The organism is Nonomuraea sp. NPDC049758, from assembly GCF_040674635.1.
Taxonomy (GTDB): Bacteria; Actinomycetota; Actinomycetes; order Streptosporangiales; family Streptosporangiaceae; genus Nonomuraea.
In genome coordinates, this window is sequence record NZ_JBFAMZ010000005.1 from 224,612 (window position 1) to 249,018 (window position 24,407).

General features: G+C 71.5%; 25 protein-coding genes and 1 riboswitch. Of the genes, 3 read left to right on the plus strand and 22 right to left on the minus strand.

The genetic code is table 11. The features are described 5' to 3' along the window. Positions 1–45: 45 nt before the first annotated feature. The 5 genes from AB0J46_RS15315 to AB0J46_RS15335 all read right to left on the minus strand — a co-directional run bounded on the left by AB0J46_RS15315 (position 46) and on the right by AB0J46_RS15335 (position 4,257). Positions 46–384, minus strand: coding sequence for an MmcQ/YjbR family DNA-binding protein (locus tag AB0J46_RS15315; RefSeq protein WP_364331455.1), 339 nt, complete (start codon positions 382–384; stop codon positions 46–48). A gap of 213 nt (positions 385–597) precedes the next feature. Beyond that, positions 598–1,008, minus strand: a complete 411-nt coding sequence (gene nusB / locus AB0J46_RS15320; protein WP_364331458.1) for a transcription antitermination factor NusB — start codon at positions 1,006–1,008, stop codon at positions 598–600. A gap of 1 nt (position 1,009) precedes the next feature. Further along, on the minus strand, positions 1,010–1,570 hold the full coding sequence (gene efp / locus AB0J46_RS15325) for an elongation factor P (RefSeq protein ID WP_352326968.1): 561 nt from the start codon (positions 1,568–1,570) through the stop codon (positions 1,010–1,012). A 25-nt stretch (positions 1,571–1,595) separates the two neighbouring features. Further along, positions 1,596–2,657, minus strand: a complete 1,062-nt coding sequence (locus tag AB0J46_RS15330; protein WP_364331460.1) for an aminopeptidase P family protein — start codon at positions 2,655–2,657, stop codon at positions 1,596–1,598. Between the two features lie 34 nt (positions 2,658–2,691). Beyond that, positions 2,692–4,257 carry a serine/threonine-protein kinase gene (locus tag AB0J46_RS15335; protein WP_364331462.1) on the minus strand — a complete coding sequence of 522 codons (1,566 nt, stop codon included), beginning with the start codon at positions 4,255–4,257 and terminating at the stop codon, positions 2,692–2,694. A gap of 92 nt (positions 4,258–4,349) precedes the next feature. Between AB0J46_RS15335 and AB0J46_RS15340 the strand changes: the two genes are divergently transcribed. Both AB0J46_RS15340 and AB0J46_RS15345 read left to right on the plus strand, forming a co-directional pair. After that, positions 4,350–4,718: a hypothetical protein gene (locus AB0J46_RS15340; protein ID WP_364331464.1), complete on the plus strand. Its 369-nt coding sequence runs from the start codon at positions 4,350–4,352 to the stop codon at positions 4,716–4,718. A 5-nt stretch (positions 4,719–4,723) separates the two neighbouring features. After that, positions 4,724–4,774, plus strand: a complete 51-nt coding sequence (locus tag AB0J46_RS15345; RefSeq protein ID WP_364332244.1) for a helix-turn-helix domain-containing protein — start codon at positions 4,724–4,726, stop codon at positions 4,772–4,774. A gap of 43 nt (positions 4,775–4,817) precedes the next feature. Here the strand turns inward: AB0J46_RS15345 and AB0J46_RS15350 are convergent, their stop codons facing one another. Together AB0J46_RS15350 and AB0J46_RS15355 are read right to left on the minus strand one after the other, a co-directional pair. After that, complete coding sequence (locus tag AB0J46_RS15350; protein ID WP_364331466.1) at positions 4,818–6,119, minus strand: dicarboxylate/amino acid:cation symporter; 1,302 nt, start codon at positions 6,117–6,119, stop codon at positions 4,818–4,820. Positions 6,120–6,370: 251 nt separating this feature from the next. Continuing rightward, positions 6,371–7,411, minus strand: coding sequence for an LLM class F420-dependent oxidoreductase (locus tag AB0J46_RS15355; protein WP_364331469.1), 1,041 nt, complete (start codon positions 7,409–7,411; stop codon positions 6,371–6,373). Positions 7,412–7,504: 93 nt separating this feature from the next. Between AB0J46_RS15355 and AB0J46_RS15360 the strand changes: the two genes are divergently transcribed. After that, positions 7,505–8,392: an endonuclease/exonuclease/phosphatase family protein gene (locus tag AB0J46_RS15360; RefSeq protein WP_364331472.1), complete on the plus strand. Its 888-nt coding sequence runs from the start codon at positions 7,505–7,507 to the stop codon at positions 8,390–8,392. Here the strand turns inward: AB0J46_RS15360 and AB0J46_RS15365 are convergent. From AB0J46_RS15365 to AB0J46_RS15435, 15 genes are all read right to left on the minus strand, one after another. Beyond that, positions 8,389–8,940 (minus strand): nucleotidyltransferase family protein, encoded by a 552-nt coding sequence (locus tag AB0J46_RS15365; protein WP_352353663.1) that lies wholly within the window; start codon positions 8,938–8,940, stop codon positions 8,389–8,391. The two genes, AB0J46_RS15360 and AB0J46_RS15365, sit on opposite strands and share 4 nt — an antisense overlap. Continuing rightward, complete coding sequence (locus AB0J46_RS15370) at positions 8,940–10,031, minus strand: XdhC/CoxI family protein (RefSeq protein WP_364331475.1); 1,092 nt, start codon at positions 10,029–10,031, stop codon at positions 8,940–8,942. Before AB0J46_RS15370 ends, AB0J46_RS15365 begins: the two co-directional genes overlap by 1 nt. Continuing rightward, complete coding sequence (locus AB0J46_RS15375) at positions 10,024–11,097, minus strand: VWA domain-containing protein (protein WP_364331478.1); 1,074 nt, start codon at positions 11,095–11,097, stop codon at positions 10,024–10,026. Before AB0J46_RS15375 ends, AB0J46_RS15370 begins: the two co-directional genes overlap by 8 nt. Continuing rightward, positions 11,090–11,956, minus strand: coding sequence for a MoxR family ATPase (locus AB0J46_RS15380; RefSeq protein WP_364331481.1), 867 nt, complete (start codon positions 11,954–11,956; stop codon positions 11,090–11,092). The genes AB0J46_RS15375 and AB0J46_RS15380 overlap by 8 nt, the downstream gene beginning before the upstream one ends. An 84-nt stretch (positions 11,957–12,040) precedes the next feature. Then, positions 12,041–12,499 (minus strand): PH domain-containing protein, encoded by a 459-nt coding sequence (locus AB0J46_RS15385; protein WP_364331484.1) that lies wholly within the window; start codon positions 12,497–12,499, stop codon positions 12,041–12,043. Between the two features lie 19 nt (positions 12,500–12,518). After that, a complete protein-coding gene (ribH, locus tag AB0J46_RS15390; protein ID WP_364331487.1) occupies positions 12,519–12,986 on the minus strand; it encodes a 6,7-dimethyl-8-ribityllumazine synthase in 468 nt (155 codons plus the stop codon). Next, complete coding sequence (locus AB0J46_RS15395) at positions 12,983–14,224, minus strand: bifunctional 3,4-dihydroxy-2-butanone-4-phosphate synthase/GTP cyclohydrolase II (RefSeq protein WP_364331490.1); 1,242 nt, start codon at positions 14,222–14,224, stop codon at positions 12,983–12,985. Before AB0J46_RS15395 ends, ribH begins: the two co-directional genes overlap by 4 nt. Then, positions 14,221–14,868, minus strand: coding sequence for a nicotinamide mononucleotide transporter family protein (locus tag AB0J46_RS15400; RefSeq protein ID WP_364331493.1), 648 nt, complete (start codon positions 14,866–14,868; stop codon positions 14,221–14,223). The genes AB0J46_RS15395 and AB0J46_RS15400 overlap by 4 nt, the downstream gene beginning before the upstream one ends. Next, positions 14,865–15,455 carry a riboflavin synthase gene (locus AB0J46_RS15405; protein WP_364331496.1) on the minus strand — a complete coding sequence of 197 codons (591 nt, stop codon included), beginning with the start codon at positions 15,453–15,455 and terminating at the stop codon, positions 14,865–14,867. Before AB0J46_RS15405 ends, AB0J46_RS15400 begins: the two co-directional genes overlap by 4 nt. Continuing rightward, positions 15,455–16,627 (minus strand): bifunctional diaminohydroxyphosphoribosylaminopyrimidine deaminase/5-amino-6-(5-phosphoribosylamino)uracil reductase RibD, encoded by a 1,173-nt coding sequence (gene ribD / locus AB0J46_RS15410; protein ID WP_364331499.1) that lies wholly within the window; start codon positions 16,625–16,627, stop codon positions 15,455–15,457. The genes AB0J46_RS15405 and ribD overlap by 1 nt, the downstream gene beginning before the upstream one ends. Positions 16,628–16,733: 106 nt before the next feature. Further along, a riboswitch (FMN riboswitch) is annotated at positions 16,734–16,864 on the minus strand. A 77-nt stretch (positions 16,865–16,941) separates the two neighbouring features. Continuing rightward, positions 16,942–17,754, minus strand: a complete 813-nt coding sequence (locus AB0J46_RS15415; RefSeq protein WP_364331502.1) for an oxygenase MpaB family protein — start codon at positions 17,752–17,754, stop codon at positions 16,942–16,944. 88 nt (positions 17,755–17,842) lie between these two features. After that, complete coding sequence (locus AB0J46_RS15420; protein ID WP_364331505.1) at positions 17,843–19,552, minus strand: ABC transporter family substrate-binding protein; 1,710 nt, start codon at positions 19,550–19,552, stop codon at positions 17,843–17,845. Then, entirely contained in the window at positions 19,549–21,618 is a 2,070-nt protein-coding gene (locus AB0J46_RS15425; RefSeq protein WP_364331508.1) for an ABC transporter ATP-binding protein, read from the minus strand. Before AB0J46_RS15425 ends, AB0J46_RS15420 begins: the two co-directional genes overlap by 4 nt. Further along, complete coding sequence (locus tag AB0J46_RS15430; protein ID WP_364331511.1) at positions 21,615–22,454, minus strand: ABC transporter permease; 840 nt, start codon at positions 22,452–22,454, stop codon at positions 21,615–21,617. The genes AB0J46_RS15425 and AB0J46_RS15430 overlap by 4 nt, the downstream gene beginning before the upstream one ends. Then, on the minus strand, positions 22,455–23,432 hold the full coding sequence (locus tag AB0J46_RS15435; protein WP_358293989.1) for an ABC transporter permease: 978 nt from the start codon (positions 23,430–23,432) through the stop codon (positions 22,455–22,457). It lies immediately after the preceding gene. Positions 23,433–24,407: the final 975 nt, after the last annotated feature.

The window sequence follows — 24,407 nt, forward strand, 5'->3', positions numbered from 1 at the left end:
CGCGCCCAGCCTACGCCGTACGCGCCGTCGCCCGCAGGCCGGACCCTAACCGTCGAAGGCCGCCGCGATCCTCTTCGGCGCGCGCAGCCGCCAGGCGTCGGTCAGCAGCTCGGCCAGCTCGCCGGCCGCCACGGTCGCCAGGCGCACCAGCACCACGGCGTGCCCGTCGTAGTGGGGCGTGGAGAAGAACGTGCCGGGGACGGCGGCGATCAGCTCGTGCTTGAGCTCCACGCCGCCCACCGGCACGGCGAGCACGCCGTCCTCCTGCGTGATCCGGGCGAACCACCTGCCGCGCACGTAGAAGGCGGGCGTGCCGTACATGGGCTTCTCGGCGGTCTCGGGGAGCGCCAGGGCGAGGGCGCGCACCTCGTCTTCGGTCACCATGGGACCGATGCTCACACAGAAAGCCGGACAAGACCGGAAAAGGGCGCGTCGCGGCTGGTGACGCGCCACTTCCCCGGACCGGCTCACGGCCCCGCGGCCAGGCCGGGGACCGCACCGGAAGACCGCGCGCCGGCGCGCCTTCCGCCGCCTCTTCGCGAGCCGTACGGACCGTCTGAGTGGAACGTACCCCGAAACGGCCTTCGCGGCCTTTGTCTAAAGGGTGAGGCTTGGCTTGAGTTGCTTGAACCGGGCCAGCAGGCCGTTGATGAACTGCGGCGACTCGTCGGTCGACAGCTCGGCCGCCAGGTGCACCCACTCGCTGATGACCACGCCCTCCGGCACGTCGGGCATCCACAGCAGCTCGTACGTGCCGCCGCGCAGCAGGTTGCGGTCGACCGCGGGCATGCGGTCGAGTGTCCAGCCCTCGGAGTAGGTGGTGATCAGCTCGTCGATGCGGGCATGGTGGCGGGCGACGCCCTCGACAATGGCCGAGGTGTACTCGTTGACCGGCGGCTCCTGCCGCTCGACGCGCTCGGCGAGGATCTTCAGCGGATCCTCCGAGCGCAGCTCGGCCTCGAAGAGGATGTCAAGGGCGCGCCTGCGTGCTTTGCCGCGTGCAGACACCTCAGGCCCGGCCGAGGTATTCGCCGCTGCGGGTGTCGACCTTGACCTTCTCGCCGGTGGTGATGAACAGCGGCACCTTGATCTCGGCGCCGGTCTCCAGCGTGGCGGGCTTGGTGCCGCCGGTGGAGCGGTCGCCCTGCAGGCCGGGCTCGGTGTTGGAGATCAGCAGCTCGACGGCGGCGGGCAGGTCGACGTAGAGCGCCGAGCCCTCGTTGAAGGCGATCGTGGCGAGGGTGTTCTCCAGCATGTAGTTGGCGGCGGTGCCGACGGTGCGGGCGGGCACGTTGACCATGTCGTAGGTCTCGGTGTCCATGAAGACGAAGTCGTCGCCGTCCTTGTAGGAGTACTGCATCTCGCGCTTGTCGACGTTGGCCACGTCGACCTTCACGCCGGCGTTGAAGGTCTTGTCGACGACCTTGCCGGAGAGGACGTTCTTGAGCTTGGTGCGCACGAACGCGCCGCCCTTGCCCGGCTTGACGTGCTGGAACTCGACAACGCTCCAGAGCTCACCGCCCTCGAGCTTCAGCACCATGCCGTTCTTGAGGTCGTTGGTCGTCGCCACTCGTTCTCTCCCGCGTGTGGCCGCTCTAAAGGACGAGCAGCTCCTTGGTGGTCTTGGTGAAAAGTTCCGGCCCGCCCTCACGGGTCACGAGGGTGTCCTCGATGCGAACCCCGCCCCGCTCGGGGAGGTAGATCCCAGGCTCGACGGTGATCGGAACTCGATCCTCTAGTCTACCGGTCCTGGAGGGGCCCAGGAACGGGTCCTCGTGGATCTCCAGGCCGACGCCGTGGCCCAGGCCGTGCCGGAAGTGCTCGCCGTGGCCCGCCGCCTCGATCAGGCCGCGGGCGGCGGCGTCGACGTCCTTGGCCTGGGCTCCCGGGGTCAGGGCGTGCCGGCCGGCCCGCTGGGCGCGCCTGACCAGGTCGTACAGGTCGCGCTGCCAGGCGGCGGGCGCGCCCAGGCAGACCGTCCTGGTCATGTCGGCGTGGTAGCCGTGGTAGCGGGCGCCGAAGTCCATCGTGACCAGGTCGCCGGCGCGCAGCTCGCGGTCGGTGGGGGCGTGGTGCGGGATCGCGCCGTTCTCGCCGGCCGCGACGATCGTGTCGAACGCCGGCTTGTCGGCGCCCAGCTCGGTCATGCGGTTGTCAAGGAGGCGGGCCAGGGCGCGCTCGGTGAGGCCCGGCGCGATCAGCGGGAGCACGTCGGCGAAGGCCTGGTCGGTCAGGGCGCAGGCGGTCCGGATGAGCTCCAGCTCCGCCTCGTCCTTGACCGCGCGCAGCTCCTCGACCAGCGGGCCGAGCGGCACCAGGCGCCCGCCCCCGCTCTCTTCCAGACCCGCCTCCAGGCGGCGGAAGGTCGCCACGGTCATGGCGGCGGCCTCGATGCCCACGCCCGGCGCGGCCAGCCGGCCGGCCACGTCGGGCGCCTCGACCGCGGGCACGTCAAGGGCGCGGGTCTTGTCGATGTAGCGGTTGTCGGTCGCCAGCAGCGCCGAGCCGTCCGCCCTGACCAGGACTGCCGCGTTCGAGCTGACCAGCCCGGTGAGGTAGCGGACGTTGACGGGGGAGGTGACGAGGAGCGCGGGGACCTCGTGGGCGGGCAGCGCGGCGGCCAGGCGTGCCCGGCGCGCCGCGTGGTCGATGGTCATCCCGCCAATGTACGCGCGCCCCGGCCCTTGCCCGTCAGGAGAGGGCGAAGTCGTCCAGGAAGGAGGCGAGCGGGCCCGACAGGGGGACCTCGCCCTTCACCTGGGCCTTGCGCAGGTCCCGGTAGACGTCGGCGATCTGGCCGCGGGCGGGCTCGAAATGGCCGTCCTGGAGCTTCTTGGCGGCCTTCCTGAGCTTGTCGTGGACCTTCTCGGCGACATGGGGGTCGATGTCGCCGATGTCCTCCTGGGCCGTCACCGCCTCGTCGAACTTCACCAGCCAGTGGTCCCAGCCGCCCGCCGGGGTCTGCCCGGAGCTCAGGGTCGTCTTGGGGCCGACGGTCTGGACCAGGCTGGTGGCGGTGTCGCCCGGGGTGAGGTCGGTGGGGCTGGCTCGGGGCGGCTCGGAGGTCGGGCGGGTGGGCAGCGCGACCTCCGGCGTCAGGACGGGCGTGGGGGGCGTGCTCGCGCTCGGCTCGGCCACCGGGGTCTCCTCGCGCGAGCCCGCCCACATCACCATGGCGACGGCCACCACGGCGATGACCGCGACGGCGATCCCCATCTGGAGCAGCAGCTTGTTCCCGGTACGCGACGGCGCCGGGTCCAGCTCGGCGGACTCGTAGACGGCGGTGTCACCGGCCCGCGGGACGCCGTTGAAGTCGTAGACCTGGGTGTCGCCCGGCCGGCCCGCCGGGGCTCCGGCGGGGCTCGGGGCCGCCGGGGCCGCTCCCGGGGCCGCGCCGGGCCGGGCGATGGCGGCCAGGGCCCGGCGGACGGGCTCGCCGCCCGAGGGCCGCCTGGCGGGGTCGGACGCGAGCATCGCGAGGACGAGCCGGTCCAGCTCGGCGGGGATCTCGGGCCGGATCGCACTGGGCGGGACGACCCCCTGCCCGGCACTCCCGGGAGCCGCAGCGCCGGGGGTCGAAGCTTCGGGTGCCGGGGTTCCGGGGGTGGGGGGTGGGGACGGCGGGGTGGCGCGCGTGCCGGTCACCGGCAGGTCGGGGGCGGCGGCGGGCGGGCGGCCGCAGAGGAGCTCGTAGCAGACGGCGCCGAGGGCGTACAGGTCGGCGGCGGCCGTGGCGGGACGGCCGGAGGCCCGCTCAGGGGCCAGGTAGCGGCGCTCGGCCTGGGACGGCTCCTCGTCCGGCAGCCCGAACCCGACGACCTTCAGCACGCCGCTGGCAGCCCGCCGGAAGCTGCCGGAGTCGATCTGCCCGTGGAACACCCCGGCGCGGTGCGCGGCGTCCAGCCCGGCGGCCGCCTGGCCGACCAGGTCGCACACCTCGACGATCGGCAGGGGCCCCTCGGCCGCCAGGTCCTCCCCCACGCTGGTCCCGGTGAGGAACTCGGTCACCAGGAAGGGGGCGCCCTCCTGATCGCCCACGTCGAGGACCATGGCCACATTGGGGTGGATCACCCTGGCCACCGCCTGCGCGTGCTGCTTCAGCGCCTCCCTGGCGGCCTCGCCGGCCTCGCCGGCCGCGCCCGCCCCCAGGATCTTCACGGCCACGACCCAGTCGGCGCGGGTGTCGTAGGCCCGCCACACCTCACCCATCGGACCGCTGCCGATGAGCTCGTCAAGCCGGTACCGGTCGGCGACCATCGAAGGCGTAGCGTCGGACATATCCCCGCCAAAAACTCGAAAAGTGGGTTATTTCCGACCCACCATAGGGCCCCCCAGCCCCTCCCCGCCCCATGATCCACACTTCGCACCCCCGTCACGCCGGCTGCCTCGGCGCGCTCACCGCCCTGGGGGCCACCGTCCTGATCGCCGTGTTCGGCACGGCCGGCGGCATCGGCGTCCCGCTGCCCGTCTCCGGCGTGACGGCTGGGCACCTGCGGCGGCTGGGCCGGATCCTGATCGCCGGTTCGCTCGTGTCGGCCGGGCTCGGCGCGGCGGCGCGGGCCATACTGTCCGGCATGCTGCTGACGACCGGTCCGGCGTTCGTGCCGGCGCCGGGCGTGCCGCTCGCGGGCCTCGTGGCCGGCCTGTGCGCGCTCGGGGTATCGGAGATCGTCCGCCGGGGCGTGGCCCTGCTCGACGAGGTCGAGGCCCCGATCTGACCCGGCTGTGCGAGGCCCTGGGCTGTCAGCCCGGTGATCTGCTCACCTACGACTGAGGGCGGGCGGCCGCACGGCCGCCCGCCCTCAGTCGAACTCCGGTCAGGCCGTCGCGGGCTCCGGCGCGCGCGGCGTGCGGGCGGCCGACGCCGGGGCGTCGTCGAGCGGCTGCGGCGGCGCGTTGAAGACCGCCTCGTCCAGACGGCCCTCCGAGCGGGCCACCAGGACCGGGACGACCATCTGGCCGGCCACGTTGGTCGCGGTGCGGATCATGTCGAGGATCGGGTCGATCGCCAGCAGCAGGCCGACGCCTTCGAGCGGCAGGCCCAGCGTGCTCAGCGTGAGCGTCAGCATGACGATCGCGCCGGTCAGACCGGCGGTGGCGGCCGAGCCGACGACCGAGACGAACGCGATCAGCAGGTAGTCCCCCACGCCGAGGTGCACGCCGAACACCTGGGCCACGAAGATCGCGGCGAGCGCCGGGTAGACCGAGGCGCAGCCGTCCATCTTGGTGGTGGCGCCGAAGGGCACCGCGAAGGAGGCGTAGTCACGGTCCACGCCGTTGCGCTCGACGGTGACGCGCTGGGTCAGCGGCAGCGTGCCGACCGAGGAACGGGAGACGAAGGCCAGCTCGATGGCGGGCCAGGCGTTGCGGAAGAACGTGATCGGGTTGACCTTGCCCCAGACCGCGAGCAGCGTCGGGTAGACGGCCAGCAGGACGATGAAGCAGCCGACGTACACGCCGACGCTGAACTTGGCCAGCGGGGCCAGCAGGTCCCAGCCGTACGTGGAGACGGCCTTGCCGATGAGGCCGGCGGTGCCGATCGGGGCCAGGCGGATGACCCACCACAGGGCCTTCTGCACCAGTTCGAGCACCGAACGGCTGAGGTTGAGGAACGGCTCGGCCTTCTCGCCCACCGCCAGGGCCGCCGCGCCGAGGACGACACCCAGGAAGACGATCTGGAGGACGTTCACCTCGGTGAAGGCCGTGACGATGTTGGTGGGCAGGATGCCGGTGACGAAGTCGAGCCAGGTGCCGGCGCCCTCGGTGTCGATGGCCTTGGCCGCGCCGGTGTCGAGGGTGACGCCCTGGCCCGGGTTGATGATCAGGCCGAGCGCGATCGCGAAGGCCACCGAGACGAACGCGGTGATCAGGAACCACAGCAGGGTCTTGGAGGCCAGACGGGCGGCGCCGTTGACGTTGCGCAGGTTGGCCACGCTGACCAGCACGGCGGTGAACACCAGCGGCGGCACGGCGAGCTTGAGGAGCTGGACGAAGATCTTGCCGACCTGGGTCAGCGTCTCGGCCAGCCAGGCCACGTCCCAGATCTTGGCGACGAACCCCAGGGCGACGCCGGCGGCCAGGCCGAGCAGAAGCTGAAGGGAGAAGGTGAATCTCTTCACGGGAGGAAGGCTCCGGAAGTCAGGCATGCCACAGCGAAGGGGGCATGCGGGTGAGGAAGGGGGGAGTCTGGGGGACGCGCCGATCAGCGACAGAGGGATCCGTGCAGACGGCACAGATCCACGTGCAGACGCTCGACGAGCCGCACGATGACCACAGAGAACCTCACGAGGACGTACAACACCATGCGAAACGGGGCATATTCCCGCTCGGCATTGTGACGTGCGTCACACCCCTTCCGGAGCCCGTCCGATCAGGCGGCCAGCTCCTTGACCTTCTCCAGCAGGCGGACGCGCTCCTCGTGGGTACGGCCGAGCGGCGCGACGTTGAGCGTCGTCACCCCCGACTCCTTCAGCGCCGCGATCCGGTCGCGGACGAAGCCCTCGCTGCCGATCAGCGACATGTTCTCCAGCAGCTCGGCAGGCACCAGCGCGGCGGCCTCGTCCTTCTTGCCCTCCAGGTAGAGGTCCTGGATCTGCTCGGCCTCCTTCTCGTAGCCGTAGCGCCGGGCCAGGTCGTTGTAGAAGTTCTTGCCCTTGGCGCCCATGCCGCCGATGTACAGCGCGGCCATCGCCCGGCCGAACTCGCGCAGCCCGGCCACGTCGTCGCCGATGGCCAGCGCCGCCTGGGCGATCACGTCGAGCTCGCCCAGCTCGGGGTCGCGCTTCGCCCGGCCGGCGGCCAGCGACGGGCCCCACACGTCGGCGGCCTTCTCCGGGTAGTAGAAGATCGGCTCCCAGCCCTCGGCCAGCTCGGCGGTCATCTCCACGTTCTTGGGGCCGATGGCGGCGACCACGATCGGGATGCGCGGGCGCACCGGGTGGTTGATGATCTTCAGCGGCTTGCCCAGGCCGGTGCCCTCCCCGGCAGGCAGCGGCACCTGGTAGTTGCGGCCCGCGTGCTCCAGCCGCTCGCGCCGCCACACCTTGCGGCAGATCTCGATGACCTCCCGGGTGCGCCCGATCGGCGCGGTGTACGGCACCCCGTGGAAGCCCTCGATGACCTGCGGTCCCGACGTGCCGATGCCCAGCGTGAAGCGCCCGTCGGAGACGAAGTCCATGCCCGCGGCGGTCATGGCCAGCAACGTCGGCGTGCGGGAGTAGATCGGCAGGATGCCCGAGGCGATCTGCACCCGCTCGGTCTTGGCCGCGATGTACCCCATCTGGCTGACGGCGTCGAAGCTGTACGCCTCGGCCACGAAGACGATGTCGAGGCCCGCCTTCTCGTAGTCGGCCAGCTCGGCGACCGTCTCCTTGAAACCGCCCGAGTAGTTGAGTGCCATACCGATGCGCATGCCGGGCTCCCGATGAACCGAATGTTGTTCCGTTGCGACGTCAACAGGTTAGCGTGTCGGCGTGTCGCGCGGCGAAGCACTAGCCTGGTTCGGGTGCTGAGCCGGGTCGTCGTCGTCGCCTCCGCAGTGGTCGCCCTGGCCCTGGCGGGTCATTCGCTGATCCCGTCGCTCGGCGGATTCACGCCGGTCCTGGAGAGCCTGCTCCCCTGGATGGGGGTGGCGGTGCCGCTGCTGCTGCTCCTCGCCCTGCTGGCGCGGTCCAGGGCGGCCGCGCTCGCGGCGCTGGCGCCCGGCCTGGTGTGGGCGGCGATGTTCGGCTCCACGCTGCTGGCCGCGCCGCCCGGCGGCCCCAGCGACCTGGCCGTCGGCACGGTCAACGTCGGCGTGCGCAACAGCGCCTCCGGCGAGGCGGTCAAGGCCATCGCCGAGGGGCTCGACCTGCTGGCCGCCCAGGAGCTGACCCCCGGCGGGCCCGCGGCCAAGCAGCTCAACAAGATGTTCCGCTACCGCTACCCGGTCAGCACGGTCGGCCTGTGGAGCCGCTACCCGATCAGCGAGACCAGCCCGCTCGACGTCGGCATGGGCTGGCCGCGTGCGCTGCGCGCGGTGGTGAGCACCCCCAAGGGCAAGGTCACCGTCTACGTCATGCACCTGGCCTCGGCCAGGCCCGGCCACACGTCCTCCCGCGACGCCTCCCTGGCGCACGCCCGCCGGCTCGTCGACGCCGACCCCAGCAAGCGCGTCCTGCTGCTCGGCGACCTCAACACCGCCACCACCGACCGCGGCATGCGCGGCCTGACGCCGCCGCTGACCGACGCCCAGAGCGTGGCCGGCGACGGGTTCGGGTTTACCTGGCCGGCCGAGTTCCCGATCACCCGGCCCGACCACATCCTGTTCAGGGGCATGACGGCGACCAAGGCGGGGGTGGCCCCGGCGACCGGCAGCGACCACCGCGCGGCGATCGCCTCGCTGCGCTTCTAGCGGCCTTCCAGCAGCTCCAGGTCCTGCGGCGTGTCGATGTCGGCCGGGTCGCCGTGCTCGTCGCAGGCGACCTCGGTGACCAGCCCGGGGTGCGCCTTCATGAACGCCCGCGCCCCCACGTCGCCCACCGCCAGCTCCGCCACCCCGGCGAAGTGCTCGCGCGCGATCAGCACCGGGTTCGCCCGCCGTCCGCCGTACGTGGCCACCGCCAGCCCGGCCCCCGACGCGGCCAGCGCCCGCACCGCGCCCGCCCGGACGAGGGGCTGGTCCACCAGCGCGACGACCACGGCCGTCGCCTCCGGCGGCAGCGCGGCCAGCCCGGCCCGCAGCGAGGAGCCCATGCCGGTGCGCCAGTCCGGGTTGCGCACGCTGACCGCCCCGCGCACCTGCACGGTCGCCGCGCCCAGCACGACCACCACCGGACGGCAGCCGCCCTCCGCCAGCAGGCGCACCCCGCGGTCGACCAGCCGTTCGCCGCCGAACTCCACGAGCGCCTTGGGCGTGCCCAGCCGGGCGCCCTCCCCCGCGGCGAGCAGCAGCCCGGCGATCACGCCGGCTCCCCGTGGATGCGCCCGCCCGTCTGCGACAGCGGCCGGCCCGAGCCGCCCCACCGCAGCTGGATCAGCTCGGCGGCGATCGACACGGCCGTCTCCTCCGGCGTGCGGGCGCCCAGGTCGAGGCCGATGGGCGATCTCAGCCGGGCCAGCTCGGCCTCGGTGAGCCCGGACTCGCGCAGGCGGGCCAGCCGGTCCTCGTGCGTGCGGCGCGAGCCCATGGCCCCGATGTAGCCCGCCTCGGTCCGCAGCGCCACCTCCAGCAGCGGCACGTCGAACTTGGGGTCGTGGGTCAGCACGCAGATCACCGTGCGCTCGTCCACCTGCACCGAGGCCAGGTAGTCGTGCGGCCACTTGACCACCACCTCGTCGGCCTCGGGGAAGCGCTTGGCGGTGGCGAAGACCGGCCGGGCGTCGCAGACGGTGACGTGGTAGCCGAGGAACTTGCCCACCTTGGCGACGGCCGCGGCGAAGTCGATCGCGCCGAAGACCAGCATGCGCGGCGGCGGCGCGAACGACTGGACGAACACCGACAGGTCGTCCAGCCGCCGCTCGCCGTGCCCGCCGTAGTGCCGGATGCCGGTCAGGCCCTGGGCGAGCATGCCGCGGGCGTCGTCGTCCACGGCCTCGTCGAGGCGGTCGAGGCCCAGGGTGCCCGACGAGCGGCCGGGCCAGACGATCCGGCGGGCGCCGATCGGGCCGGGGCCGGCGACGATGGTGGCGACCGCGACCGGCTGGTGCGCCTCGACCGAGGCGAAGATCTCGCCCAGCTCCGGGAAGGTCTCGATGGAGACCGGCTCGACCAGGATGTCGATGATGCCGCCGCAGGTCAGCCCGACGGCGAAGGCGTCGTCGTCGCTGACGCCGTACCGCTGCAGGACGGGCGCGTCGGCCTCGGAGGCCAGCTCGAAGACCGCCCCCTCGACGCATCCGCCCGAGACGCTGCCCACCACCTCGTCGCCGCGCACCGCCATCGCCGCGCCCGGCGGGCGTGGCGCGCTGCTGAACGTGCTCACCACGGTCGCCAGCCCGAACCTGAGCCCCGACCTCCACCACCGCATGATCTCCGGGAGCACGTCACGCATGGGCGAGCCTTTCGCTGAGTTCCTCGTAGGCGGCCAGGCTGTGCCCGGCCACCAGATCGTCCAGATGCGGCAGGGCGGCCCGCATGCCTCCGGTCAGCGGCTGGTAATCCTCGTATCCCTTGTGTGGATTGACCCAGATGAGCCGGTACGCCTGCCGGGCCAGCCTGGCGAGCTGGGCGCCCAGGAGCGCAGGGTCGCCGCGTTCCCAGCCGTCGGAGGCGATGACCACGATCGCCCCCCGGGCGCTGTGCCGGGTCAGGTACTCCTTGAACTCCTCTCCGAGCCGGGTCCCGCCGCTCCAGTCGGGGATGGCCGCCGACGCCGCGTTCAGCGCCGTACCGGGGTCGCGGTGGCGCAGCTCGGCGGTGACCTCGGTGAGCCGGGTGCCGACGGAGTAGACCCTCGTGGCCCGCGGCTCGCTCCTGACCAGCGCGTGGGCGAAGCGCAGCAGGGTCTCGGCGTAGGGGGCCATCGACCCGCTGACGTCCACGAACAGCACCACCTGCCGGGGCCTGGTCGTGTGCCGGCGGCGGCGGAGCCGGGCCACCTCGCCGTTGCGCAGCGCCTCGCGCACGGTGCGGCGCTGGTCCAGCCTGCCCCGGTGGGCCCGCTCGAAACGGCGGGAGCGGCGCGCGGCCCGGCCGCGGCCGAGCAGGGCCAGCATGCGGTGCACCTCGGCGCGTTCGGCCTCGGTGAGCCGGGCGACGTCCCGGTGCCGCAGCACCTCGGCGCGGCTGGCCGTGGCCGGGGCGGCGGCGTCCTCGCCCGCGCCCGCCTCCTCGCCGTCGCCGGCCGCCAGGTGCCGGGTGACGCTGGTCGTCCCGGCACGGGCCGCCGCCGCCCGCCGCCCGCCGAAGTAGGCGGTGAAGCAGCGGTCGTAGCGGGGCAGGTCGTCGGGCGTGGCGCACAGGGTGAGCCGGCCGGCCCAGTAGAACGCCTCCCGGTCCCCGGCGTCGAGGTGGCCGAGGGCCTGCAGCAGGCTCCGCGTCCGCTCGTGGTCGGCGTCCACGCCCGCCGCGCGCAACGTCCTGACGAAGCCCGTCACGGTCCGGACCAGCTCATCCACCGGACAGCAGCCCGTCGCCCAGGACGGCGGCGACGTCCTCGCGGTACTTCAGCGCGGCGCCCAGGGTGGCCGCGGCCAGGTCGGGGTCGAGGTCCCTGGCGCCGAGCGTCAGCAGCGCCTCGGTCCAGTCGAGGGTCTCGGCCACGCCCGGCGGCTTGACCAGGTCGGCCCGGCGCAGCCGCTCGGCCGCCCGCGCCACCTGCAGGGCCAGCTCCTCGGTGCAGCCGGGCAGGCGGCGCAGCAGGATCGCGACCTCGCGGTCGAAGCTCGGGTGCTCCAGCCAGTGGTAGAGGCAGCGCCGCTTGAGCGCGTCGTGCACCTCGCGGGTGCGGTTGGAGGTCACCACGACGACCGGCGGCGTCGCGGCCCTGATCGTGCCCAGCTCGGGGATGGAGACGGTGAAGTCGGAGAGCACTTCGAGCAGGAACGCCTCGAACTCGTCGTCGGCCCGGTCGATCTCGTCCACCAGCAGCACGCTCGGCTGGGTCTCCACGGCCTTCAGCAGGGGGCGGGCGATCAGGAAGCGGCGGTCGTAGATCTCCCCCTCCAGCCGGGCGGCGTCGGTGATCCCGGCGGCCTCGGCGGCCTTGAGGTGGAGGAGCTGACGGGCGAAGTCCCAGTCGTACAGGGCCTGGGACGCGTCGAGGCCCTCGTAGCACTGCAGCCGGATCAGCGGGGCCTTGAGCAGCGTCGCGAGGGTCTTGGCCAGCTCGGTCTTGCCGACGCCCGCCTCCCCCTCCAGGAACAGCGGCCGCCCCATCCGCAGCGCCAGGAAGGCGGCCGTGGCCAGCCCCCGGTCGGCCAGGTAGTCGTGCCGGTCGAGCAGCTCGATGAGCTTGTCCGGCGACTCGATGTCCATTGCCCTGATTGTCCGCCGCAGCACGCCTTCAGGCTACGTCGCGACCCCGGCCCTGCGATATCGGCTCGCCCTCATCATCGCGTTTCAGTCGCCGGACTCGGACGCCTCGCCGCGCTCGCGGATCAGCGCGGCCAGCTCGGCCGTGGCCCGCCGGGCGCGGGCCTTCTCCGAGCCCTGGATGCCCATGGCGCCGATGGTCCGGCCGTCGGAGAAGTCGATCTTCGGCCACGGGTCGCCCACCAGGAGGGTCACGTCGATGACCTCGGGCCAGGTGTAACGGTGGACGCGCAGGGCGTTGACGACGGTCAGCCCCTTCTCGTCGGCCTCCACCCGGACCCGGCCCAGCAGGTGGAGCACGTACGCCACCGCCAGGCCGAAGCCCACGATCGCCACCCGGTCGGGCAGCTTGAACGGGTCGGCGATGAAGATCGCCATCAGGACCGCCCCCGCCACCACCACCAGGGCGAAGGCGTAGGGCACGATCCGGCCCCGGCGGGGACGCCAGGTCACGGGCAGGGGCGGCGGGGTCACGGGCTCGGGCACGAGGGAAACCTACCGCAGGTCAGTGGAGGTCCCTCAGGAGGAGGGCGGTCTCCAGGGCGGCCAGGGCCGACTCGTAACCCTTGTCCTCCTTGCTGCCGGGCAGCCCGGAGCGGTCGAGCGCCTGGTCCATCGTCTCGCAGGTGAGCACGCCGTTGCCGACGGGCGTCTCCTCGTCGAGCGAGACGCGGGTCAGACCGCTGGTGACCGAGTCGCAGACGTAGTCGAAATGGGCGGTCTCGCCCTTGATGACCGCGCCGAGGGCGACCACCGCGTCACAACGCCGGGCCAGGGCCTGGGCCACGACGGGGATCTCCAGCGAGCCGGGCACGCGGACCACGGTCGCGGTGGCGCCGCTGTCGTCGCACGCCTGCACGGCCCGCGCCACGAGCTGGTCGGTGATCTCGGCGTGCCAGCTCGCCGCCACCACGCCCACGACCAGGCCCGCCGCGTCCACCACGGCCACTCCGGGACGGCCTTCGCCACTCATGACGCCTCCGAGATCTCGTGCGGGACACTGGAGGAGATGTCATGGCCGAGCCGGTCTCGCTTGGCCTCCAGGTACCGCTCGTTGTGCGGGTTCAGGGCCACGGGCATGGGCTCGCGGCCGAGCACCTTGATGCCGTAGCCGTCCATGCCCTTGAGCTTGGCCGGGTTGTTGGTGAGCAGCCGCACCGAGCGCACGCCGAGGTCGGCCAGGATCTGCCCGGCGTTGGAGAACTCGCGGGCGTCCACCGGCAGCCCCAGCTCGACGTTCGCGTCGACGGTGTCGCTGCCGTTGTCCTGGAGGCTGTAGGCCCTGAGCTTGGCCAGCAGGCCGATGCCCCGGCCCTCGTGGCCGCGCAGGTAGACGACGACGCCGCGGCCCTCCTGCGCGATGGCGCCCATGGCGTGGTCGAGCTGCACGCCGCAGTCGCAGCGCAACGAGCCGAACACGTCGCCGGTCAGGCACTCGGAATGGGCCCTGACCAGGATGTTCTCGCCGCCGCCGAGGTCTCCGTAGACGAGCGCGACGTGCTCGCCGCCGTCGAGGGCGCTGGAGTAGCCGTAGGCCCGCCACATGCCGTACGCGTTGGGCAGCCGGGTCTCGGCGACCCTGGTGACCATGCTCTCGGCGCGGCGGCGGTGGTCCACGAGCTGCTCGATGGAGACCAGCGCCAGGTCGTGCTCGTCGGCGAAGCGGCGCAGCTGGGGCAGCCGGGCCATGGTGCCGTCGTCGTTGACCACCTCGGCCAGCGCCCCGGCGGCCGACAGCCCGGCGAGCCTGGCCAGGTCGACGGCCGCCTCGGTGTGGCCGCGCCGGGCCAGCACGCCGCCCTCGCGGTAGCGCAGCGGGAAGATGTGGCCGGGCCGGACCAGCTCGTTGGGCTCGGTGGCCGAGTCGGCGAGGGTGCGGATGGTCCTGGCGCGGTCGGCGGCGGAGATGCCGGTGGTGACGCCGTCGCGGGCGTCGACGGTGATCGTGTACGCCGTGCGCATGCGCTCGCGGTTCTGGGACACCATGAGCGGCAGCCCGAGCCGGTCGAGCTCCTTGCCGTCCATGGCCACGCAGATCATGCCGCTGGTGTGCCGGATCAGGAACGTGCACAGCTCCGGCGTGGCCTTCTGGGCGGCGAAGATCAGGTCGCCCTCGTTCTCGCGGTTCTCGTCGTCCACGACCACGACGGGACGGCCGTTGCGGATGTCCTCGACGGCCCGCTCGATCGGGTCGAGCTTGAACTCGCTCATGCCGCTGCCACCACTTCCGGACGGGCGGCGGCGCGGTACTCGCGCAGCCACTTGGCGAAGCCCGTGAGGACCATGACGAAGAACACGCCGTAGACGGCGCCGGAGACGTAGAGCTCGGACTTGAAGGCCACCGGCACGCCCACCAGGTCGACCAGCACCCAGATGATCCAGAAGTCGACCAGCGCGCGGCCCTGCGCCCAGGTGGCGACCGCGCCGCCGACGAAGATGTAGGCGTCGGAGGCCACGACGGCCACCGGCGCGCCCGGGTACCACGACAGGTCGAACGTCTTGAACAGGACGGTCACCACCGCGGTGCCCACCGCCAGCGCCGCCAGCATCCGCCACCGCTCGCCGCCCGTGGCGGGCCGGACGGACAGGGCGTGCTCCTGGGTGCCCTGCCGCCACTTCCACCACCCGTAGACGGCCAGCACGGCGAACAGGGCCTGCTTGAGCGCGTTGCCGGTGACGTGCGCGCTGATCGAGGCGAGGAACAGCAGCACCGAGCCGGTGAACTGCACCGGCCAGGTCCACATGGACTTGCGCATCGCGAACGCCACCGTGGCCAGGGCGAACACGTTGCCCACCAGGTCGGTCCACTTCACCGGCCGGCCGAAGATGTCAATCGATGCGTCCACCCAGCTCATCGGGTGCCCACCAGCCTCTCCACATACTTGGCGATCACGTCGACCTCAAGGTTCACCACGTCGCCCACCTGGCGGTCGCCCATGGTGGTCAGCTTCAGCGTGGTCGGGATGAGGCTCACGCCGAAGCTGTCGTCGTCAACCGTCGTGACGGTCAGGCTGATTCCGTCGATGGCGATCGAGCCCTTCTCGGCCACGTACCGGCTGAGCGGGCCGGGCAGGGAGAAGCGCAGGTCGTCCCAGTTCTCGCCGGGGGCGCGGGACAGCAGGCGGGCGGTGCCGTCGACGTGGCCCTGGACGATGTGGCCGCCCAGGCGCTGGTCGGCGCGTACGGACCGTTCGAGGTTGACCGCCGAGCCAGCGGTGAGGCCGCCGAGCGAGCTGCGGTCCAGCGACTCCCTGATGACGTCGACGGTGAACACGCCGTCCTTGGCCTCGACGACCGTCAGGCAGACGCCGTTGACGGCGATCGAGTCCCCGTGGGCGGCGTCGGAGGTGACGAGCGGGCCGCGTACGGACAGCCGGGCGCCGCCGCCCGCCGGCTCGATGGCGACGACTTCGCCCTTCTCCTCGATGATTCCGGTGAACATCACTTCTCCCTGCCTTGATGCGGAGCGGGCCGCGCGGTCAGCCGCAGATCCGGCCCGATGGGGGAAAACTCGTCGAAGGTGAGGCGGTGGGCGCCGCTGATCGTGGCGACGCCCGCCGGGCCGAGCGCGGCCCTGCCCTCGCCGAGGAGGGCGGGGGCGAGGTAGGCGTACACGCGGTCGATGAGGCCCTGCCGCAGGAACGCGCCGGCGAGGGTGGGGCCGCCTTCCAGGAACACGGCGACCACCTCGCGGGCGGCCAGCTCGCGCAGGAGGGCGTGCAGGTCGAGGCCGCTCTCGGCGTGCCGGGGCAGGCGCAGCAGGCCGGCCTTGAGCTCCGTCACGGCGTCGTCGGCGACGGCGACCAGCGTGGGGGCCTCGTCGTCGAGGACGCGGGCCGCGGGCGGCGTCCTGCCCTCGGTGTCCACGACGACCCGCAGCGGCGGGCGGGCGCCGAGGGGCCGGCCGGCCAGCGGCGGGCCGCCGGCCAGCAGCGCCCCCGCGTCGCCCTCCCCCGCGTCCGCCCCGGCGTTCTCGGGGAGGCGGACGGTGAGGTGGGGGTCGTCGGCCAGCACGGTGCCGATCCCGGCCACGATCGCGTCGGAGGCGGCGCGCAGCCGGTGCACGTCGGCCCGCGCCTGCGGCGAGGTGATCCACTGGCTGGTGCCGTCGGCGGCGGCCGACCTGCCGTCGAGGGTCGCGGCGAACTTCCAGGTCACGTGCGGCCTGCTGAGCCGGGCGTAGGTGAGCCATTCCTCGTTGACCCGCTCGGCCGCCTCGGCCAGCACCCCCTGCGTCACGCTCACCCCGGCCGCGCGCAGCCGCGCCGCGCCGCCGGCGGCCTGCGGGTTGGGGTCGGCGACGGCGACGACCACGCGGGCCACGCCCGCGGCCAGCAGCGCCCGGCTGCACGGCCCGGTGCGGCCGGTGTGGTCGCAGGGCTCCAGCGTCACGTACGCCGTGCCGCCCCGCGCCTGCTCGCCCGCCTGCGCCAGCGCCACGACCTCGGCGTGCGGCCCGCCCGCATAGGCGTGGAAGCCCTCGCCGACGACCTGCCCGGCGGCCGACAGCACGACGCAGCCGACGACGGGGTTGGGGCTGGTGCCGCCGTGTCCGCGCGCGGCCAGCTCGACGGCGCGCGCCATGTGCGCGGCGTCGGCGGCTGAGATGTCCACCCGGGTCTCCTACTCGCCAGTAGCTTCAAGCCACGGCGGGCCCCGGGGGGTTTTCGGGGTGCCGGCACGGCACCACGTCAGGAGCCCGGCTGGGACGCCGGACACCTCGCGCGCTTCCTCCCATCCGGACTTTAACCGTCGGTCCTGGAATTTCACCAGGTCAACCGGCCGATGGCATCGGCCGGGTCGCGGACTGTAACCGCCGGTTCGGACTTTCACCGACCCCGGAGCACGCTAGCTCTCTTCTTGTACCAGTTTGCCATGCCGATTACGGAAAGCGCGACCGCCCCCGTGCTATTTGAACAAGCGCTCGCTCAGGCAGCCATCAGCTTGCGCGCCCGGCGGGCCGAGGGCGCGTAGCGGACCTGCTCGGGGACCAGGCCGATGCCGGTGTGCAGGGCGCGCAGCGTGGCCGAGGCCCACAGGTCGCCGACGGGCGTGGCGGGCAGGCCGTACAGGCGGCGGGCCCAGCGCGGCAGCGTGGCCAGCGCCAGCACGGTCAGCGCGGGCACGGCGGGCCGCAGCGCGGACAGCGCGCCGGGCAGCGGCGTGTGCAGCGACAGCCGCAGCGGATGGGACGCCTCGGGCACCAGCCGCAGCCCCGGACGCCGGCCGTCGATGTAGGCGCGCAGCTCGGCCACCGAGCCCGGCACGTCGTCCCCGTCCAGGCCCACGACCTCGGCTGCGCGCCGCCACTCGGCGACGAACCGGTCGGCGTCGGCGTCGGACAGCCGCACGCCGGCGCGGCGGGCCACCGTCAGGTAGGAGTCGACCTCGCCGACGTGCACCCAGCGCAGCGCTTCGGGGTCGTCGAGGTGGTAGGTCTCGCCGGTGTCGGGGTCGCGGGCGGTCAGCGTGGCGTGGATCTTGCGCACCCGGCGGCCGGCCCGCTCCACCTCCGCGCGCGTGCCGTACGTGCGCACCCGGACGAACTCGCTGGTCCGCAGGAAGCGCGACCACGCCTCGGCCGGGTCGAGCAGCGCCGAGTTCTGCAGCACGCCGCGCATCGCCCTGGGGTGCAGCCCCTGCATCAGCAGCGCACGGAAGCCGCCGACGAGCTGGATCGGCTCCCCCATCACCCGCCAGGTCACCGACTCGGGGCCGAAGATCCCATAGTCGTCGTCCATAAGTGAACAGTTACCCCAATAGGTGGTGAAGCATGCCGAAAACCCCCGGCCGGGAACCGGCCGGGGGCTTTCGTCGAGGCTACGGAGATCAGCCGGTGAAGCCGATCGCCGTGTAGTCACGGGCCTGGTAGCCGAAGGCGCCGTAGTTGGCCAGCGTCTTCTTGGTGGCCTGGATGTCAGGACGCTGGTACAGCGGGATGGTGTGCACCTGGTCCCAGATCAGCTTGTCGGCCGCGTTGGCCAGCTCGTAGGCCTTGGTCGGGTCCATCTCGCTGACCGCGGCGTCGATCGCGGCGTCCAGCGCCGGGTCGCTGCCCTTGGGGAAGTTCGACTCGGAGCCGGTCTTGTAGATCTGCGGCAGGCCGCCGAGGGGCAGCGGCGTGCCGATCCAGGAGAACGGCACCAGGTCGAAGTCGCCCTTGATGATGTAGTCGGTGAAGAACTTGTCATCGGGGACCGGGCGGATCGTCAGCTTGATCCCGGCCTCCTTGAGCATGGCCTGGGTGAGCTCGCCCTCGGTCTTGGCGTACGGCAGGCCCGCCGGGACGACGAAGTTCAGCGAGAACTCCTTGCCGTCCTTCTTGCGGACGTCGCCCTCCTGCTTCCAGCCGGCCGCGTCGAGCAGCTCCTTGGCCTTGGGCAGGTTGTACTTGCCCAGCTCTCCGGAGTTGTCGACGTACGCCTTGTGGTTGTTCATGAAGACGTGGTTGCCCAGCGTCTGCAGCGGCCAGTCCATGTCCTTGAGGTCGGACTGCGTGATCACGTCACGGTTGATCGCGTACGCGACGGCCTGGCGGACCGACTTGTCCTTCAGGAACTCGCTCTGGTTGTTGACGGTGATGTGCCGCCAGTTCGGGCTGAGCGCCTTGCGGACGTCGACGTTCGGGACCTCCTTGGCCCGCTTGAGGTCGGCCGGGCTGCCCGGCGGGATCTCCACCGCGTCGAGCTCACCGTTGGCGAAGGCGTTGACCTGCGCGGCGGGGGTCTCGATGGTCCGGTAGATGACCTTGTCGAGCTTGGCCTTGCGGCCCCACCACTTGTCGTCGCGCACCACGGTCAGGGTCTTGGTGCCCTCGTTGATGCTCTCGACCTTGAAGGGCCCGGCGGTGACCGGGATCTTCTGCAGGTAGTCCTTCTCGTACTTCTCCGGGGTCTCCATGTGGGAGGCCGGGTACAGGTGCGGCGAGCGAGAGAACTGCCCCATCCACTCGGGGTAGTTCTTGCCGTACGTCACGACGGCGACCTTGTCGCTGTCACCCTTGGTGACCGACTCGATGCGGTCCCAGCCGTCGGTGGAGGCCGGCTTGAACTTCTTGTCCTTGCCGCTGTTGGCCTTCCACGCCGCCTCGAGGTCCTTCCAGGTGATCGGCGTGCCGTCCGACCACTGGGCCTTCTCGTTCAGCGTGTAGGTGACGACCTGCTTGCCCGACGACAGGTCCATCTTGACGTCGGTGAGGTAGTCGGGGTTCGCCTTGAAGTTGGCCTCGGCGTCGGCGATCATCAGCTGCGGCATCAGCGAGTCCAGCATGTCCGCCGTGTCGCGCTGGTTGCCGTCGATGTGGTTGCCGTTCCACTGGCTCGGCCACTGGCCGACCGAGAGGGTGAGCGTGCCGCCGTCCTTGACCTGCTCGTACGGGACGGGGTTGATCGCGATGCCAGGGGTCTGCGACATCTGCTGCTGAGCCTGCTGCGACTGCTCGGCGCTCGGCTTCTTGGCCTCGCCGCCACCACCGCCACAAGCCGCCGCGGCCATGGCGAGGACGGCGATTCCCGCCGCCGCCCGGTAACGAACCTTCACTTTTCCTCCTGATCGTCCGAGGCCGTGATGACCTCGACTTCCTCCGCGTAGTGGCAGGCGGCGCCGTGGTCCACGGCGGTCGCGAGCCGGGCAACCGAGGGCTCTTCGTCCACGCAGCGCCGGCGTTCGGCCTCGGTGAGGAGGGCGAACTTGGGGCAGCGCGTGCGGAACCGGCAACCCGATGGCGGGTCGGCCGGGCTGGGCAGGTCGCCTTCGAGCAGGATCCGCTTGCGCGTGCGCTCCATCTCGGGGTCGGGCAGCGGGATCGCTGACAGCAGCGCCTGCGTGTAGGGATGCGCGGGGCGGTCGTAGACCTCCTCGACCGTGCCGATCTCGGCGATCCTGCCGAGGTACATGACCGCGACGCGGTCGGCCAGATGCCGGACCACGGCCAGGTCGTGCGCCACGAACAGGTACGACAGCCCCAGGGTGTTCTTCAGCTCGTCCAGCAGGTTGATCACGCCGGCCTGGATGGACACGTCCAGTGCCGAGACCGGCTCGTCCAGGACGAGCAGCTTGGGCTCCAGTGCCAGGGCGCGGGCGATGCCGATGCGCTGGCGCTGGCCGCCGGAGAAGCTCTGCGGGTAGCGCTCGGCGTACTCGGGCGCCAGCCCCACCAGTTCGAGCAGCTCGGCGACCCGCTGCTTGACGTTCTTGCGCCCGTGGGCGCGCAGCGGCTCGGCGATGATGTCGCCGACCGGCATGCGCGGGTCGAGCGCCGCCATCGGGTCCTGGAAGACGATCTGCAGGTCGCCCCTGAGCGCCTTGCGCCCGGACGGGCCGAGCTTGGCGCTGTCCTGGCCGAGCACGACGATCCGGCCGCTCTGCGGCGGGGCGAGCTGCATGATCTGCTGCAGGGTCGTGGTCTTGCCGCAGCCCGACTCGCCGACCAGGGCCAGCGTCTCGCCCTCGGCGATGTCGAAGCTGATGCCGTCCACGGCGTGCACGGTGCCGACGCGGCGCTTGAACACCGCGCCCTTCATCAGCGGGTAGTGCCGGATGAGGTTGTCCAGCTCCAGCACGGTCGCGCGCTGCTCGCGCGGCACGCGGACCACCTCGCTGACCGGGATGACCGGGACCGGGAACACGTCCGTGCCGGTCAGGCCCTTGTACTCGATCTCGCGGGAGCGGATGCAGGCGACGTGCCTGCCGCCGCCGACGTCGGTGAGCGGGGGCTCCTCGTCGTCGCACGAGTCGATCTTCATCGGGCAACGCGGCGCGAACGGGCAGCCCGGCGGCAGCGCCGCCGGGGAGGGCGGGTTGCCCTCGATCGGCACCAGCGGCCCCTCCTCGCCGTCGATCCTGGGGATCGAGGCGAGCAGTCCCATCGTGTACGGCATCCGCGGCCGGTAGTAGATGTCGTCGACGTTGCCCTGCTCGACCGGCTTGCCGGCGTACATGACCAGCACCCGGTCGGCCATGCCCGCGACGACGCCCAGGTCGTGCGTGATCATGACGATGCCGGCGCCCGTCTCGCGCTGGGCGGTCTTGAGCACCTCCAGCACCTGGGCCTGGATGGTCACGTCGAGCGCGGTGGTGGGCTCGTCGCAGATCAGCAGGTCGGGGTCGTTGGCGATGGCCATGGCGATCATCGCGCGCTGGCGCATGCCGCCGGAGAACTCGTGCGGGAACGCCTTGGCCCGCACGTCCGGGTGCGGGATGCCGACCAGGTCGAGCAGTTCGACGGCGCGCTTGGCGGCCTTGTCCTTGCCCAGCTTCTGGTGGACGCGCAGCGCCTCGGAGATCTGGTCGCCGATCGTGTAGACGGGCGTGAAGGCCGACAGCGGATCCTGGAAGATCATGCTCATCGACTTGCCGCGGACCTTGACCAGGTCCTCTTCCTTCATCCCGATCAGCTCCTGGCCGTGGAGCTTGACCGAGCCGCTGATCTGGGCGGCGCGCGGCAGCAGGCCCATGATCGCCAGGGACGTGACGGACTTGCCCGAACCGGACTCGCCCACGATGCCCAGGACCTCGCCGCGGGCGACCTCGTAGCTGACGCCGCGCACGGCCTCGATGCCGCCGGGGAACGTCACGGTGAGGTCTTTAACCTCCAGGATGCTCATGAGTTGCTCCCCGGGTCGAGTGCGTCGCGCAGGCCGTCTCCGATGAGGTTGATGCTCAGGACCAGCAGCACCAGGAGCCCGGCGGGGAAGGCGAACAGCCAGGGGTAGCCGGTGGCGTTGCGGGAGCCCTCGGCGATCAGCGTGCCGAGCGAGACGTCGGGCGGCTGGATGCCGAAGCCGAAGAAGGACAGCGCGGCCTCGCCGATGACCGCGCCACTCACGTTGAGGGTGGCGTCGATGATCAGCAAGGAGGACAGGTTCGGCACGATGTGCCGGAAAATGATCTTCCAGCGGGGGATGCCCATGTAGACGGCCGCCTGCACGTACTCGCGCTCACGGAGCGAGAGCGTCATGCTGCGCACCACCCTGGAGGTGATCATCCAGGCGAATGCCGCCAGCAGGACCACGAACCAGAGCCAGGAGGCGCCGCGCAGGCGCGGCGAGGCGATCGCGATGATCAGGAAGCTGGGCAGGACGAGGAGCAGGTCCACGCCCCACATGAGGACGCGGTCCACCCAGCCGCCGAAGTACCCGGCGAAGGCGCCGACCACGGCGGCCAGGCCGGTCGAGATGAGCGCCACGAGCAGGCCGATGATGATCGACTTCTGCATGCCGCGCAGGGTGACGGCGTACATGTCCTGGCCGATCGTGGTGGTTCCCCACCAGTGGTCGGACGACGGGGCCGACAGGAAGGCGAGGAAGTCCTTGTCCGTCCAGTCGTAGGCGCCGAACAGGGGGCCGATGTAGGCCAGCGCCACCAGCAGCACGAGGGCGATGAAGCCGTAGCGGGCCTGCCGGTTGCGCAGCATCCGCCCGAGAACAACCTTGGAACGCACTTAGCTCACCCGCACTCGAGGGTCGAGGGCCGCCACCAGCAGGTCCGACAGGAAGCCGGCGAACAGGACGCAGACGGAGGCGAACATGCTGACCGCGGCCACCGAGTTCACGTCGTTCTGGTTGATCGAGTCGACCAGCCAGGCGCCCATGCCGTTCCAGGCGAAGATCTTCTCGGTGAAGGTGGCGCCGGTGAGCATCGTGCCGAAGGCGAAGGCGAAGTACGTGGCCGCGGGGATCAGCGCGGTGCGCAGCGCGTGCTTGATCAGGGCGGTCCTGCGCCGCAGGCCCTTGGCCATCGCGGTGCGGACGAAGTCCTGGCCGAGCACGTCCAGCATCATGTTGCGCTGGATGCGGCTGTAGAAGGCGATCGAGCCCAGGCTGAGCGAGATGGTCGGCAGGATCAGGTGGTTCAGCCGGTTGGTGAACTGGTCCCAGCCGGACAGCTTGGGGTTGTACTCGCCGGTGAACTCGATCAGCGTGAAGCCGAGCCCGCGGTTGAGGTTGTAGGCGCTGATCGCCAGCAGCGTGGCCAGCACGAACACCGGAATCGCCATGATCACGAACGAGCCGACGCCGATCACCCGGTCGGTCACCCGATATTGCTTGATCGCCGACAGGGCGCCGAGCGCCACTCCGAAGACGAACCCGAGGATCGTGCCCACCAGCAGCAGCCGGAGGCTGACGAAGATCCGCCGGCCCATCTCGTCGTTGACCGAACCGCCGTTCCAGGTCTTGCCGAAGTCACCCGTGACGACGCCCTTGGCCCAGGTCGCGTAGCGCTCCAGGACGGGCGTCTTGTCGTTGAGGTTGTAGCTGTCGAGGGTGGCGTCGATGACTTCCTCGGCGACGGGAGGCTGGCGGCCTTCATACGCGCCGCGGGGGTTCATGGTCGTCGCGGCGAGCATGTAAGCCAAGCTGGCCGCGATCGCGACCAAGATCAGATTGATCGCCAACCTGCGGAGCAGGTACTTGCCCATTACCCTCCGTTCGCACTGAACGAGGGCCCGGAAACCCCGGTAGGAGAAGACCCCCGCAATGGAAAAAGACCGTCTTACGCCGCGAAAAGTCATGACGCGGAACGGCGATCAAAACGCAGGATATCTAGCCAAACATCACAGTCAGCAATAGTTCGACATAACGGTAAGGTCACTAAGCACGGTGGCGGCCCGTCGTCGATCACCGCGCTACAGGGGGGTTGAGCTGGGGAAACGTGCGTTACCAAGATCGGTAACCGGCGCTATCGGATCGGCGTATGTCACAGAATCCTGACAAAAAATAACCCAATCCCGAAGTGACGCACGTCATACTGATCAATAGGCTGGGGATTGATATTTCGCGATGTAGCGGCTTTTGATCTCAGGCGGGTGCCCGAGACGGGTCGGTCCGAGGGCACGCTGCCGCCCGCCCCGAAGGCGTCCCCGGGACGATCTCTTCACGCTCACGCTCCGCTCACCACCCCGGCTTCCGCCCCGCCGTCCCTCCGCCCAAGACGGCCCCGCCCCGCCACCCGTCCCCAGCGGCCCACCTCCAGCAGGCCCAGACCCCTCAGGGAGCCCCGCACCTCGGATGGGCTCGCACCGAGCGCACCTACACCCCCAGGTGAGTCTGCGCCCCTGGTGAACCTGCACCCCAGTGAGCATGCAACTCCCCTGGCCCGAAACCTTCAGCAAGCCCGTACCAAATGGGCGCGTCCCCCAGTGGATCCGCACCCCAGCGGACTGAGGCGTGGCGGCAGAACTGTGGTGCGCGCCTTGAGGAAAGGCCGCGGGAGTGCCTGGCGGGCCTCGCGGGGTTCCCCACAGTGCGGCGCACGCCTCGTGGTGAGACGAAGGAGCCACACACCCCTGCCGCCGACCGCCGACCCCACCTCGCTGAGGGGCGGAGGGGCCACGGGAGCGCGCGGGGCACGCCCGTGGCGGAAAGGGCAGTGGTGAACGGGGAAGGGTCAGCGG